The following is a 13,536-nucleotide window of genomic DNA, read 5'->3' on the forward strand; positions in this document are numbered from 1 at the left end:
GCCGGAGGCCAGTGGTCCGCCCGCCGCCCCGGAGCCTGGCGGTGTGCGTGGCGCCGCCGCCCCGGGCCCCGGTGGTGCGCGCGACGCGACCGTCCGGGGCGTGGGTCGGCCCCGGCGCGCGGCCGTGCCCGCCCCCCGCCCGGAACCGGTCGGCCCAGGAGCCGACTCCGTACCGCGCCCCGGCGCCCACCTGCCCGCCGACACCACGTCGTTCGTCGGGCGGTGCCGCGAGCGGGTTAGGGCCGCCCAGCTCCTGGACATCGCCCGGCTGGTCACGCTGACCGGCGTGGGCGGGGTGGGCAAGACCCGGCTCGCGCTGCGCGTGGCCGCCGACGTGTCCCCGTCCTGCCCGGACGGGGCGTGGGCGGTGGACCTGGCCCCGCTCACCGACCCCAGGCTCCTCGACCGGGCCGTGTGCGAGGCGCTCGGCTTCCGCGACCAGTCCGCGCTGCCCGCGCGCGAGGCGCTCGTCCAGCGCCTGCGGGACATGCGCGCCCTGCTGGTGCTCGACAACTGCGAGCACGTCGTACCGGCCGCCGCCGACCTGGTGCACGCGCTGCTGCGCGCGGCCCCCGGCCTGCGGGTGCTCGCCACCAGCCGCCACCTGCTCGGCGTGCCGGGCGAGCACGTCCTGCCGCTGCCCCCGCTGGCGCCGGACGAGGCGCTGCGCCTGCTCGCCGACCGGGCGCTCGCCTCGGCCCCGGGCCTCGCCGTGGCCGACGCGCACGGGGACACGGCGCGCGACCTGTGCCGGCGCCTGGACGGCATCCCGCTGGCGATCGAGCTGGCGGCGATCCGCCTCGCCACCCTGTCGGTGGAGGAGATCCTGGAACGCCTCGACGACCGCTTCCAGGTGCTGGCCGACGTCGACGCCCACGGCGGCGCCACGTCCGCGTCCCGGTACGGCCGCACGCTGCGCGGCGTGGTCGACTGGAGCCACGACCTGTGCACGGGGTCCGAGCAACTGCTGTGGGCGCGGCTGTCCGTCTTCTCCGGCGACTTCGGCCTGGAGGCGGCCGAGACCGTCTGCGCGGGCGACGGGATCGACCGCGAGGAGGTCGTACGGCTGCTGTCCGCGCTGGTCGCGAAGTCCATCCTGAGCACCGGCAGACGGGCCAGCCGGACCCGGTACCGGATGCTGGAGACCATCCGCCAGTACGGGCGGGCGCGGCTGCGCGAGCGGGGCCAGGAGACCGCGCTGCGCCGCCGCCACCTGGACTACTACCGCTCGCTGGCCGCCGCGGCCGCGGCGCGCTGGTGCGGCCCCGAGGAGGTCGACTGGCTGGCGCGGCTGCGCGACGAGGTGCTGAACATCCGGGCCGCCCTGGACTTCGGTGCCACGCACGCCGGTGCGGCCGCCGCGGGCCTGGAGATCGCGACGAGCCTCACCCGTACGCGGTTCTGGTTCTTCAGCAGCACGCTCGGCGAAGGGCGCCACTGGTTCGAGCGCACCCTGGCCGCGGCCGCCGGGGCCGGGGAGACCGCCGGGGCCGGGGAGGCCGCGGTGGACGCGGTGCCGTCGTCCGGGCCGCCCCCTCCCGATCCCGTCCGCATCGGGGCGGTCAGCCTCCAGTCGTGGATCGCGCTGTGCCAGGGCGACCGGCCCGCCGCGCGCCGCTTCCTCGACGACTGCTACAGCATGTCGGCGCGGCTGCCGCACGGCTCCGCGCTCCCCCAGGTGCTGTTCATCCGGGGCGCCGACGCCATACTCACCCACGGCTGCGGCACGTCGATCGCGCTCCTCGACCGGGCGCGGGCCCGTATGCGGGAGGCGGGCCTGACCGGCGACGCCCACATGGCGACCATGCTGTGGGCGATGGCGTGCGGCTTCTTCGGGGAGCGGGAGGCGGCGTTCGCGGCCTGCCAGGAGTACGTGGCGGACGGCAGGACCCACGGCGGGCCCTGGGCCGGTTCGTGGACGCTGTGGGTGCACGGCCTGACCGAGCTGCTGCACGGCGACCCGGGCGCCGCCCTCCGCCTGGTCCGCGACAGCCTCCTGCCCCAGTGGGCCATCGACGACCGCTGGGGGCCGGTGTGGGGCGTGGAGTCGCTCGCCTGGGCCGCCGAGGCCACGGGCGAGCCGGACTACGCCGCGCGGCTCCTCGGCGCCGCCGCCCGGCTGCGCCGCACGACGGGCGTCTCCCTCGACGGTCTGACCCCGTTCTACGACGTCCACGTCCGCACGGTCCGCAGGGCCCGGGCGGCCCTCGGCGACGACGCCTACGTGGCCGCCTTCGCCCGCGGCACGGACACGACCGGGACGGGTCTGCGGGACCTCACCCTGCGGACATGAGCCGACGCCGGAGCGCCCGGCCGACGTGCGGACAGCCACAGGCCGCCGGGTCGCGGGGCCACAGGGTCAGGACGGTGCCGTCGGGTGTCAGCCGCGAAGAAGCCTAGGCGTCCGTGCTGCCTCCACGAACATCGAGCCCGTCCGACACGAGCCCCTCCGGCGCGGGCCCTTCCTGCGGCCCGTAGAGCGCCGCGGGCGCCCCGGTGACCAGTGCCCAGTAGCGGTCGCCGAAGGACCAGTGCCACCACTCGGTGGGGTAGTTGACCAGACCCGCCGCGGTCAGGGCGGAACCGAGCGTCTCCCGGTGGGCGCGGGCCCGCGCGCCGATGTTCGCGGCATGGGTGTAGCAGGCGCCGTCGCTGTCCTCGGGGTCCGCGTCCAGTCGCGTGCCCATGTCGAGTTCGCGCCCGTCGGCGTCGGCCAGGGTGAGGTCGACGGCCGCTCCGGCGCTGTGCGGGGCGACCGACGGTGGTGACACGTACCGGCTCGCCGCCGCGTGGATCCGCCCGGCGGACCAGTCGGGGTACAACGCGCGCAGCTCGCGCATGTGCTCCTCGAAGTAGGACCGCTGCAGCGACAGCGGCCGGTACCCCTCGACGAACAGCAGGCGCAACCCATCGGGCAGCGACGCCTGGGCCTTCAGCAGCCGTTCCAGCAGGCCCGCGCGGACGTACGCGAAGGCACCCGCGGCGTCTTCCTGCCGGTCGTCGACCAGCAGCCCGCCGTGACGGCGTACGTCGACGAGGGGTTCCCCGCACTCCGTCACGGGTATGGCGGCGACCCTGGCGTCTGACATCAACACGATCTCGGTCATCGCGTGATGATCTCGCGTCACCGCCCCGTCCGGAAACCCCTTGTGTGCCGCGCACATGGAGTCTCCAGCGGGTGGAGACCGCACGATGGGGTCATGAACGGCGACGCGCTCCTCTCCATCGGTGAACTGGCCCGCCGGACCGGCCTGTCGGTCCGGACCATCCGGTTCTACTCCGACGCGGGCCTCGTGCCGCCGGCCGACCGCACCCGCGCCGGGTACCGCCGCTACGACGCCGGTGCCGTGGCCCGTCTGGACCTCGTACGGACCCTGCGCGAGCTGGGCCTGGACCTCGCCACCGTCCGCAAGGTGGTCGAGCGCGAGGTCCCGCTGTCCGAGGCGGCCGCGGCCCACGCCGAAGCCCTGGACGTGCAGATCAGGGTGTTGCAGCAGCGCCGTGCCGTGCTGACGGCTGCGGCCGGACGCGGCTCCACGCCGGAGGAGTTGGGGCTCCTGCACCGCCTGACCCGGCTCTCCGGGCGGGAACGGCAGTGCCTCGTCGACGACTTCCTCGGCGCGGTCCTCGACGGGCTGCGCGCCCACCCCGCGTACACCGCGGTGGCGCGGTCCCTCACGCCGGAGCCGCCCGGCCTCCCGGACCCGGAACAGGTGGTTGCCTGGGCGGAGTTGGCGGAGCTGTTCCAGGACGCCGACTTCCGCTCCAGCGTGCACCGGATGGCCGGGGAACTGGCGGCCGACCGCGCGCGGGACGACACCACGGGGCTGCCCCTCGTCCTCGCCGAGGCGGTCCGCGCCCGGGTCGGACCGGCCCTGGCAGCCGGGGTCGACCCGGCGTCGGCGACGGCCGCCGCGGTCATGGCCCCCGTCGTCGCCCACTACGGCCGGGTCCTCGGCCACGCCGAGGGCCGCGGCACCACCGCCGACGCGATGCTCCGCCACCGGCTGGCGGACCGCCTGGAGCACATGAACGACCCCCGGCGCGACCAGTACCTGCGCCTGCTCGCGGTCGTCAACGGCCGGCCGGTCCCGGCGAACCTCGCCCCGGCGCTCGACTGGTCGGTGCGGGCACTGCGGACCACACGTCGCGTGTGAGGCCCGGCGCGGGCCGCGGGCGCGTCCCCCGACCGGCCGTCCGCCGCGCCGGAGTCGACAGGCCCGCCCAGGCGCACCGCGGCGGACCCGTGTCAGCGCCGGGCGTGGCGGATCGTGAGGCGGCCCATGCCCATCGCGCCGGAGACACGGATCGTGGGCCCGCCCGGGCCGGGGTGGCGCGGGGGTGTGTAGCGCGTGTCCTTCATCGCGGTGTGCAGGTCGTCGACGTCGACGACCGCGTCGCGGGGCACGGTGATGCCGGCCCTGCCGGTGGCGAGGTGCAGCTCGATGTCGACGACCGGGTGGGCGATGACCGCGCGGGACAGGTCAAGACGCACCGTGCCGAACGCGGACTCCACCTTGAGATGCCGGGGCACCCGCCAGGCGCCGCGCCGCTTGATGCGGCCCGTGGCGGCGGTGATCGTGGCGGTGGTGCCCTGCTCCTGCCGCTCCTCCGGCGGGAGCGCGGCCAGGGCCGCCTCGACCTGGTCGTGCGTGGTGGCGGTGAGCACCTGGTCGAGGCGGTCGTCCATCTCCTGGTGGGAGAGGTGTCCCATGGCGTACGCCTCCCGCAGGCGCCGCACGGCCTCGTCACGCTCGTCTTCGCCGACGCGCCTCGGCAGGTCTTCCGACAGGGAGCTCATCCCCACACTGTAGGCCCACGTCAACGGCATGAAGCCTGCGCCGCCGGGGAGTTGCTTCATGTCTTCCGCCCATGGCTCCTGAGGCGTGCCCTGCCGCGTGCGTTCGTACGGCCGTACTCCGTGAGGGTGGCTTCCCCCGCCGGGTGTGGCCCGCTCGCCGTCGTATGGCTCTTCTCTGACGTGTGACTCTTCCATGACGTCGGAGGAATTGTCTGCCGCAGAACACACGTGAAGATCTGCATCCGGGGTAGGACAGCGTAACTTGGGACGGAAGCAGCCGTTCTTGTGTGCCGTGTCTTCGGACCAATCCCGCCCCGGGCACACAGGATCATGGCGCGAAACATACGGGTAGGATCCGCCAACACCCGTTCGTACGCAGGAGAGGTGGACGCCATGTCTGACGCCCTGACCGAACCGACCGGGCTCGAGAGTCAATACGCCGCGCAACTGTCGGCCGACCTCGAGCGCAACGCCACGGAACAGGACCGCATCGGTGCCGAAGTGATCGCGTTGCAGGAGAAGTTGAAGGGCTTGCAGCGCGACCGGGAACTGCTGCTGAGGTTGCAGCGGCTCCTGGGCGAGCAGTCCACACAGGCCGAGCCGACCACGCGGGCCGAACAGCCCCAGGAGGGCGAGCGGTCCGCGCAGGCCGAGTCACCGGCCGAAGCAGCAGCCGAGCCGCAGACCGCGGAGGCCGAGGCGCAGACCGAGGCGGCCCCCGCGAAGCGGGTCCCGGCACCCCGGGGGTCCCGCCCCGCCACGCGCCCCACCAAGGCCCGGGGAAGCTCGGCGGGGACCCGCACGAAGCGCACCGGGCGCAAGAAGGCCGCGCCGCCCAAGAGCAAGGAGAAGTCCAAGGACAAGGCCAAGGACAAGGCCCCGGCCGGGCCGACGCTCATCGAGCTGGTGCGCGCGCACCTGGGCGAGCAGAAGGAACCCCGCTCCGCCGCCGAGGTCACGGCGGCGCTCACCCAGGACCACCCCGAGCGCCCCGTCAAGACCACGGTCGTACGCACCACCTTGGAGAACCTGGTCGCCAAGGGGCAGGCCCAGCGGTCCAAGCAGAAGAACTCCGTGTTCTACAGCGCCCCCGAGGCCGGCGAGCAGCAGCCCGCGCCGGCGCAGGAGGCCGCGGCCGAGCCGGAGCCGAAGCCGGAGGGCTGACGCGCCGCGGGCGACACCTTCCGTGCGGTGACACTCCCGGTGGTGTGACTCCCCCGGGATGGCGCCTCCCCCGAGTAGGCACTCCTCCGGGATGGCCCCTCGTGCGGGATGACACCTTCCGTGGTGTGGCGGCACCCGTGGTCCCGGACGGCGGAATGCGAGGAACGGCACCGGATGTTGCAGCGCACGAGGGATCCGTCCGGCTCCCTGACCGGTGCCGCCCTCGCCACCCGGCAGGGCGGCCGCGCACCTGAAGGAACGCCCGCACATGACGCACGACCAGCGCACCGTCACCAACCCGCCCACGCTGCACGACCCGACGCCCTTCGGTTACAGCCACGCCGTCTCGGCCCCCGGCGAGACCGTGCACATCGGCGGCCAGTACGCCTCCGACGCCAACGGCGCGCCCGTGCCCGGCGACTTCGCGGCGCAGGTGGACCTGGCCTTCGAGCGGCTCCGCTCGGCCCTGGAGGGCGTCGGGCTCGGCTTCGAGCACGTCGTCCGCCTCGGCACGTACATCGTGGACCACGACCTCGACAAGCTGGAGGTCCTCGGCAAGGCGCTGCACGCCCGCTTCGGCGACCGGCTCCCCGCCCAGACGCTCAGCGGCGTCGCCTCGCTCGCCCTGCCGGGCATGCTCTTCGAGGTGGACGCGGTCGCCGTGCGCCCCGTCTGACGGCACAGGCCCCCGCGTCCCCTGCCCGACGCGGCGGGAGCGGTCCGCATGCCCGGCGGTACGTCATCCGGCCGCGTGCCGCAGCGCGGCCACGCGGTCGGTGCGCTCCCAGGTGAACTCGGGCCGCTCCCGCCCGAAGTGGCCGTAGGCGGCGGTGTGCGCGTAGATGGGGCGGCGCAGGTCGAGGTCGCGGATGATGGCCGCGGGGCGCAGGTCGAAGACCTCGGTGACGGCCCGCTCGATGCGCTCCACGGGCACCGTGTGCGTGCCGAAGGTCTCCACGAACAGGCCGACGGGCTCGGCCTTGCCGATGGCGTAGGCGACTTGGAGCTCGCAGCGGGAGGCGAGGCCGGCGGCGACGACGTTCTTGGCGACCCAGCGCATCGCGTAGGCCGCCGACCGGTCCACCTTGGAGGGGTCCTTGCCCGAGAAGGCGCCGCCGCCGTGGCGGGCCATGCCGCCGTAGGTGTCGATGATGATCTTCCGGCCGGTGAGGCCCGCGTCGCCCATCGGCCCGCCGATCTCGAACCGCCCGGTGGGGTTGACCAGGAGGCGGTGGCCCTCCGTGTCGAGTTTGGTGCCGTCCTCGGCCAGGTGGCGCAGCACGGGTTCGACGACGTACTCGCGTATGTCGGGAGTGAGGTGGCCGTCCACGGTGGCGTCGGGGGCGTGCTGCGTGGAGACGACGACGGTGTCGAGGCGGACCGGGCGGCTGCCCTGGTACTCGATGGTCACCTGCGTCTTGCCGTCGGGCCGCAGATAGGGCACCGACCCGTCGCGGCGGGCCTGCGCGAGGCGGCGCGAGAGGCGGTGGGCGAGGTCGATGGGCAGGGGCATGAGGGTGGGTGTCTCGTCGGTGGCGTAGCCGAACATCAGGCCCTGGTCGCCCGCGCCCTGGGCGTCGAGGGCGTCGTCGGCGCCGAGGACGCGCTGTTCGTACGCGGCGTCGACCCCTTGGGCGATGTCGGGTGACTGGGTGCCGATGGACACGGACACGCCGCACGAGGCGCCGTCGAAGCCCTTGGCCGAGGCGTCGTAGCCGATCTCCAGGATCTTGTTGCGGGCCAGGGCGGCGATGTCGACGTACGCCGTGGTGCTGACCTCCCCGGCGATGTGCACCTGCCCGGTGGTGAGGAGGGTCTCCACGGCGACCCGGGAGGCGGGGTCGGCTTTCAGGAGGGCGTCGAGGACGGTGTCGCTGATCTGGTCGGCGATCTTGTCGGGGTGGCCTTCGGTGACGGATTCCGAGGTGAACAGGCGGGTGGCCATGGCGGGTTCCTTGGGTCGGCGGGTGCGTGGTGGCGCAGGGCTCAGCGGGGCGCGGGCGTGGTGGGGGCGTGCGGGGCGGCGCCGGTCCCGCGCAGGGCCCCGGCGACGAGGTCCTCGGCGGCGCCCGTGTAGTCGGCCGGGTCGAGCAGGGTGTCCAGGGCGGTGGCGTCCAGGTGCCCGGCGACGTCGGGGTCCTCGGCGAGCACGGCAGCGAGGGTGCGCTCCTGCCGGTCCGCCCGCGCGGAGGCGTCGGCGAGCAGGTGTGCGGCGCGGGCCCGGCCGAGGTGGGGCGCCAGGGCGGCCGCGAGGCGTTCCGTGACGATCTGGCTCCGGGTCAGGGCGAGGTTGGCCCGCATGCGCTCCGGCCGTACGACCAGGCCCGCGGCGAGTTCACCGGCGGTGGCCGCCGCGCCGCCGGTCAGGCGCAGGCACTCCCGCAGCGGCAGCCACTCGGCGTGCCAGGCACCGGCCGCGCGCTCGTCCTCCGACACCAGGGCCTGGGTCAGCACGGACGCGTACGCCGGGACTTGGAGGGCGGCGCTGCGGATGAGGGTGGCGAGGACCGGGTTGCGCTTGTGCGGCATCGCGGACGAGGCGCCGCGCCCCGCCCCCGTCGGCTCGGTGACCTCCGCGATCTCGGTCCTGCTCAGGGTGGTCACGTCGGCGGCGAACTTGCCGAGCGCCCCCGCGGTGAAGGCCAGGGCGGCCGCCAGGTCGGCCGTGGGGGTGCGCAGCGCGTGCCAGGGCAGGGCCGGGCGCGCCAGCCCCAGTTCGGCGGCGTAGGCGTCGACCAGGCGCTCGGCGTAGCCGGTGTCCGGGCCCGCGTGGTCGGCGGTGTCGCGGCGGGCGTACTCCAGGTAGCCCGCCAGGGTGCCGGCCGCGCCGCCCAGGGAGACGGGCAGGGACCGCTGCACGACGGCCAGGCGGTGCTCGGCGTCCAGGACGAGGGAGCGCCAGCCCGCGGCCTTGAGGCCGAAGGTGGTGGGGACGGCGTGCAGCGCCAGGGTGCGGGCGGCGGTGACCGTGGCCCGGTGCCGGTCGGCGAGGTCTGCGAGGGCGGACGCGGCGCGCTCCAGGTCGGCCCGGAGCACGGTCAGGGCGCGTACGGCGACCAGCATGGCCCCGGTGTCGAGGACGTCCTGGCTGGTGGAGCCGCGGTGGACGTACTCGGCGGCGTCCGGGTCGCGGCGGGCGACGGCCTCGGTCAGGGCGCGGACGAGGCCGACCACGGGGTTGGCCGTGGCGCGGGAGGCCAGGGCCAGCGCGCGCGGGTCGTAGAGCTCCGCCCGCGCGGCGCGGGTGATGGCGGCGGCGGCGCTCGCCGGGACGGTGCCGAGGGCGGCCTGGGTGCGGGCCAGGCCCGCCTCGGCGTCGAGCATCGCCTGGAGCCAGGCGCGGTCGCCGACCGCCGCCTCGACGGGGACGCCCACGCGCACCGGTGACAGCAGCCCGCTGTCGTCGGCCGCCGCCGTGCCCGTGGCGCGCGGGGTGACGGGCCCGCTGCCCGTTGGTGTCGGGGCGGCGCCACCCGCCGCTTCGGGTGTGGGCTGTGCGGGACGGTTCACGGGGTCGCCTCCATCAGGTCCGGGTCGCGGCCGTGTGAGGCCGCGGAGCCCGTGCGGGCGGGGCGCAGCGCGAGCGCGGCGCGCGCGATGGCGTCCGCGTCGCCGAGGGTCACCGAGTCGACTCCGGGGCGGATGCCGGCGGCGGTGACCCAGTGCACGCCCTCCGTGGGCACGCCGTAGGCGAAGCGGCGCGGGTGGGCCCGGCCGCGGGCGTCGAGGAGGCGGGGCGGGCGCGGGGTGACGGCGAGTCCGCCGCTCTCGTAGTCCGCGCCGTTCCCGCCGTTCCCGCCTGCGATGCGGTACGTGGTGGCTTCCCCGGCGGCGAGCAGGTGGCGCAGCAGGGCGTCGCCGGTGCGCCGCAGGTCGGGCTCGGGCAGGCGGGCCTCGATCAGCGCGGTGGCCCGGACGGGGGGCGCGTCGACGGCGGGGGAACGGGCGGTGAAGGCGGGTGCGGGGCCCTCGGTGTCGAGGGTGATGTCCAGGTCGGGGCCGAGGAGGTGGACCACGTCGGCCTCGATGAGGGCGCGCAGCTCCTCGACGCGCGAGGCGGGCGGTCCGATGGACAGGAAGGCGTTCAGGGGGGTGTACCAGCCCTGGAGTTCGTCCCGGTAGGAGGTGCCGTCGAGCCCTCCGTGGTCGACGCACAGCCGGATCTCGTTGCGCAGGTCGCGCAGCACGTCCAGGGCGGCTTTGAGGGGGCCGCTGACGTTGCCCTGCCGGGCGGCGCGCACGTCGTCGGCCAGGTGGCGCAGCAGCCAGGCGCGGTGGTGGGCGCGGGAGGCGAAGCGGCGCCCGCGGTGCGGCCGTGCGAGGCGCTCCCAGTCCCAGCGGTCGGCCTCGGCGATGCCGTGGGCGTCCAGGAGGCGTCGTAAGGCCCGCTCGTCGGGGGCGGTGAGGTAGCGGTCGGCGAAGTCGGTGGCGCCGGGGTGTCCGCGGGAGGCCAGGAGGGTGCCGTAGTAGACGCTCTCGACCTCCCTGGCGATCAGCGGCCACAGGTCGGTGCCGAAGTGGGCGCGCTCGCGCGCGTGGCGGTGCCGCAGCCGGGCGGCGGTCTCCTCGGTGACCAGGCGCGGCACGTACCGGCCGTGGGCGCCCTTCTCGTTCTCGCCGCGCGCGTGGTAGGGCAGGCCGCGGCGCGATCCTGCGGCGATGACCGGCTCGCGCCCGGAGGGCTGGTAGACGAGCCGGCCGCGCTGCCGCGTGAACAGGCCGCCGCGGCCGCGGGTGAGCAGCGCGAGGTGGTCGAAGAAGTTCAGGCCGAGGCCGCGCAGCAGCACCGGTTCGCCGGGCGGCAGCACGGACAGGTCGAGGTCGGCCGGGTTGGCGGGGCCGACGTAGGTCAGGCCGTGGGCCGCGGCGGCGCGGGCGAGGCGGTCCTCGTGGGCGGTGGCGGCGGCCGGGAGGTGCCCCTGGGCGAGGACGACGGCGTGCAGGCCCTCCAGGCGGGTGCCGTCGGCGAGGGTGAGCGCCTGGGCCGCGTCCGGGCCCCCGTGCGCGTCGGCGAGGCGTACCGCGCGGGTGCGGTGCTCCACGACGCGGCAGTGCGCGGGCGCGGCGGCCGTCACCCGCGCGTAGACGTCCTGCAGGTAGCGGCCGTAGAGGGCGCGCGTCGGGTAGGAGTCGGGCAGCAGGTCGCGGGCCTCGGCGCGCACCTGGTCGTCGTACGCCGCCGGGCTGCCGGGCAGGGCGGTGTGCTTGGCCCAGGCGTAGAGGCTGGGGCCCTCCTCGACGGGCCCGGCCATGGTGACCGACGCGTCGGTGTACGCGGTGACCTGGCAGGCCACGGTGTTCATCAGCAGCAGCCGGGACTGGGCGGTGCGCCAGACCCGGCCGGGGCCGGGCGGGTAGGGGTCGATCACGTGGACGGTGAGCGGGGTGGGGCGCGGGTCGGCGCGCTCGTTGGCGCACAGGCGCTCCAGCACGGCCAGGCCGCGCGGGCCCGCGCCGACGACGGCCACCTCCCGGCGGGGCGAAGGGTGTGGGGTGTGCGGGTGCATGGTGCCGGTGTCCTCCGGGTCAGCGGGTCAGCGGGTCAGGGTGCAGCGTTCAGGGGTGGTGCAGCAGGACCTTGCCGAGGCTGGCGCGGCGCTCCAGGTGGGCGTGGGCGGCAGCGGCGTCGGCCAGGGCGAACTCGGCGTCGACGCGGGCGCGCAGCGTCCCGTCGAGCAGGCCGGCGAAGACGGCTTCGGCGCGGGTGGTGAACTCCTCGCGGGTGAGCACGTGGTGGGTGAGGGTGGGCCAGGTGAGCTTGAGGGAGCCCTTCTGGGCGAGCAGGAAGGGGTCGATGGGCTCGGTCTTGCCGCTGGCCTGCCCGAACAGGACGAGGGAGCCGCGCGGGCGCAGCGCGTCGAGGCTCGCGTGGAAGGTGCGCCGGCCCACGGAGTCGTAGACGGCGTGGGCACCGGCGCCGTCGGTGGCGGCGCGCACCGCGGCGGTGAAGTCGTCCCGGTCGTAGCGGACCACGGTGTCCACGCCGAGTTCGGCGGCGAGCGCGGCCTTGGCGTCGCTGGAGACGGTGCCGACGACCCGGGCTCCGGCCCGCTTGGCGAACTGTACGAGGAACTGGCCGACGCCGCCCGCCGCGGCGTGCACGACGACGGTCTCGCCCCGGGCGACGGGGTGCGCGTCGTGTGCCAGGTAGTGGGCGGTCATGCCCTGGAGCATGGCGGCCGCGGCCAGGCGCGGGTCCAGCTCCGGCGGCACCGCCACGGCGAGCCGGACCGGGACGGTGACGAACTCGGCGTAGGCGCCGGGCGCTTCGGCGTAGGCGACGCGCTGGCCGACGGCGAGTTCGGTGACGTCGGCGCCGACGGCGTCGACCGTGCCGACGGCGTCCATGCCGGGGGTGTAGGGCAGCGGGAGCGGCATGGAGCCGGTGCGGTGGTAGACGTCGACGTAGTTGACGCCGATGACGTCGGTGCGCAGGCGGATCTCGTCGGGGGCGGGCTCGGGCAGGGGGATGTCTTCGAGGCGGAGCTGTTCCGGTCCGCCGTGGGCGTGGACGCGGATCGCCTTCATCGGGTACTCCCTTGGCTGTTCTGGAGGGGTTCGGCGGGGGTCGGGGGCCCGGCTGTCGGCTGGGCCGCACTACGGTCGGGGCGGTTGGCGGCCAGGCCACCGGCGATCATCAGGGCGCCGCCCGCGAGCTGGAGCGGCGTGGGCGCCAGGGCCAGGGCCACGAGGCTGATGACGACGGTGAACGCGGGCTCCAGTTGCAGCACACTGGCCGTCTGCCAGGGCCGCAGCCGGATCAGGGCCTGGTGCAGGGTCACGTACGCCAGGCAGAAGTTGGTGACGGCGAGGACGAGTTGCAGGCTCAGTGTGGCGGCGTCGGGGTGCCAGCGCAGCGGGCCGGGCACGAGGGGCAGGACGGGCAGCAGGACCAGCGCGGCGGGCAGCAGCCGCCACAGGCTCAGTTGCAGGGGCGGCACCCGGTCCATGAGGGTCTTGGCGGGCAGGTAGGCGAGCCCGGCGAGCAGCGCCCCGAGGAGGACGAGGAGGTCGCCGGTGCGCAGCGAGGTGAGCCCGGCGGTGGGGCTGCGCATGACGACGAGCAGCCCGCCGAACAGGGTGACCGTGATGCCCAGCGTCTGCCACCAGCGCAGCCGGTCGCCGAGGACGGCCACGGACGCGAGCACGGCGACGGGTCCTTGGAGCTGGATGAGAAAGCCGCCGTTGACGGGGCTGGTCATGCTCAGCCCCGTGACGACGAGGGCGAGGGAGAGGCCGGTGCCGATGACGGAGACGAAGCCGAGCCGTACCCAGTCCCCGCGGTCGAGCCCGCGGGGCAGCAGCGGCCGGCGGCGCACTGCCAGGTAGGCACCCAGCAGTGCGGCGCCGATCGCCAGGTTCAGCTCGGTGGTCAGCAGCGGGTGGATGTCGACGGTGACCCGGTTGGCCAGGACGGCGCCCGCCCCGAAGAACGCGGCGGTCAGGAGCGCGAAAGCGTAGCCGTGCGCGGACATGGGCGGGGCCTTTCCGGGGTCGTTACGTTTCGGTGGTGGCCAGTGGTGCCGAGAACGCTGGGGGTGGCTTCGGCACCGGGCGTTCCGGTGGTGCCG

11 protein-coding genes are annotated in these 13,536 nt (G+C 75.3%); 4 read left to right on the forward strand and 7 right to left on the reverse strand.

All coding sequences use genetic code 11. The annotated features are described in order from the left end of the window. Positions 1-100: 100 nt before the first annotated feature. Positions 101-2,293, forward strand: a complete 2,193-nt coding sequence (locus tag IE330_RS24900) for an ATP-binding protein (protein ID WP_229925900.1) — start codon at positions 101-103, stop codon at positions 2,291-2,293. Positions 2,294-2,396: 103 nt separating this feature from the next. Here IE330_RS24900 and IE330_RS24905 read toward each other — a convergent pair whose 3' ends face one another. Further along, entirely contained in the window at positions 2,397-3,107 is a 711-nt protein-coding gene (locus IE330_RS24905) for a M15 family metallopeptidase (RefSeq protein WP_190138347.1), read from the reverse strand. Positions 3,108-3,200: 93 nt separating this feature from the next. Here IE330_RS24905 and IE330_RS24910 point away from each other — a divergent pair, with 93 nt between their 5' ends. Next, a complete protein-coding gene (locus IE330_RS24910; protein ID WP_190138348.1) occupies positions 3,201-4,157 on the forward strand; it encodes a MerR family transcriptional regulator in 957 nt (318 codons plus the stop codon). Between the two features lie 92 nt (positions 4,158-4,249). Here the strand turns inward: IE330_RS24910 and IE330_RS24915 are convergent, their stop codons facing one another. After that, positions 4,250-4,801 (reverse strand): DUF1707 SHOCT-like domain-containing protein, encoded by a 552-nt coding sequence (locus IE330_RS24915; RefSeq protein ID WP_190138349.1) that lies wholly within the window; start codon positions 4,799-4,801, stop codon positions 4,250-4,252. A 393-nt stretch (positions 4,802-5,194) separates the two neighbouring features. Here IE330_RS24915 and IE330_RS24920 point away from each other — a divergent pair, with 393 nt between their 5' ends. Next, complete coding sequence (locus IE330_RS24920; RefSeq protein ID WP_190138350.1) at positions 5,195-5,965, forward strand: hypothetical protein; 771 nt, start codon at positions 5,195-5,197, stop codon at positions 5,963-5,965. 268 nt (positions 5,966-6,233) lie between these two features. Beyond that, positions 6,234-6,641, forward strand: coding sequence for a RidA family protein (locus IE330_RS24925; RefSeq protein ID WP_190138351.1), 408 nt, complete (start codon positions 6,234-6,236; stop codon positions 6,639-6,641). Positions 6,642-6,704: 63 nt separating this feature from the next. Here IE330_RS24925 and metK read toward each other — a convergent pair whose 3' ends face one another. Genes metK through IE330_RS24950 form a run of 5 tightly spaced genes read right to left on the reverse strand, consistent with a single transcriptional unit; the run spans position 6,705 to position 13,440 of the window. Then, on the reverse strand, positions 6,705-7,910 hold the full coding sequence (gene metK / locus IE330_RS24930; protein WP_190138352.1) for a methionine adenosyltransferase: 1,206 nt from the start codon (positions 7,908-7,910) through the stop codon (positions 6,705-6,707). Positions 7,911-7,951: 41 nt separating this feature from the next. Beyond that, on the reverse strand, positions 7,952-9,475 hold the full coding sequence (locus IE330_RS24935) for a nitrosuccinate lyase (RefSeq protein WP_190138353.1): 1,524 nt from the start codon (positions 9,473-9,475) through the stop codon (positions 7,952-7,954). Continuing rightward, positions 9,472-11,472: an FAD/NAD(P)-binding protein gene (locus IE330_RS24940; protein ID WP_190138354.1), complete on the reverse strand. Its 2,001-nt coding sequence runs from the start codon at positions 11,470-11,472 to the stop codon at positions 9,472-9,474. Before IE330_RS24940 ends, IE330_RS24935 begins: the two co-directional genes overlap by 4 nt. Positions 11,473-11,521: 49 nt before the next feature. Then, positions 11,522-12,493, reverse strand: coding sequence for a quinone oxidoreductase family protein (locus IE330_RS24945; protein ID WP_190138355.1), 972 nt, complete (start codon positions 12,491-12,493; stop codon positions 11,522-11,524). Beyond that, complete coding sequence (locus tag IE330_RS24950) at positions 12,490-13,440, reverse strand: DMT family transporter (protein ID WP_190138356.1); 951 nt, start codon at positions 13,438-13,440, stop codon at positions 12,490-12,492. The genes IE330_RS24945 and IE330_RS24950 overlap by 4 nt, the downstream gene beginning before the upstream one ends. Positions 13,441-13,536: the final 96 nt, after the last annotated feature.

The sequence above is a fragment of the Streptomyces longispororuber genome, from assembly GCF_014656095.1.
Taxonomy (GTDB): domain Bacteria; phylum Actinomycetota; class Actinomycetes; order Streptomycetales; family Streptomycetaceae; genus Streptomyces; species Streptomyces longispororuber.

Excerpts from the sequence above, each read along its gene's own strand:
- IE330_RS24905 (WP_190138347.1), bottom strand. The coding sequence starts at position 3,107 with ATGACCGAGATCGTGTTGATGTCAGACGCCAGGGTCGCCGCCATACCC.
- IE330_RS24910 (WP_190138348.1), top strand. The coding sequence starts at position 3,201 with ATGAACGGCGACGCGCTCCTCTCCATCGGTGAACTGGCCCGCCGGACC.
- IE330_RS24915 (WP_190138349.1), bottom strand. The coding sequence starts at position 4,801 with ATGAGCTCCCTGTCGGAAGACCTGCCGAGGCGCGTCGGCGAAGACGAG.
- IE330_RS24920 (WP_190138350.1), top strand. The coding sequence starts at position 5,195 with ATGTCTGACGCCCTGACCGAACCGACCGGGCTCGAGAGTCAATACGCC.
- IE330_RS24925 (WP_190138351.1), top strand. The coding sequence starts at position 6,234 with ATGACGCACGACCAGCGCACCGTCACCAACCCGCCCACGCTGCACGAC.
- metK (WP_190138352.1), bottom strand. The coding sequence starts at position 7,910 with ATGGCCACCCGCCTGTTCACCTCGGAATCCGTCACCGAAGGCCACCCC.
- IE330_RS24940 (WP_190138354.1), bottom strand. The coding sequence starts at position 11,472 with ATGCACCCGCACACCCCACACCCTTCGCCCCGCCGGGAGGTGGCCGTC.
- IE330_RS24945 (WP_190138355.1), bottom strand. The coding sequence starts at position 12,493 with ATGAAGGCGATCCGCGTCCACGCCCACGGCGGACCGGAACAGCTCCGC.
- IE330_RS24950 (WP_190138356.1), bottom strand. The coding sequence starts at position 13,440 with ATGTCCGCGCACGGCTACGCTTTCGCGCTCCTGACCGCCGCGTTCTTC.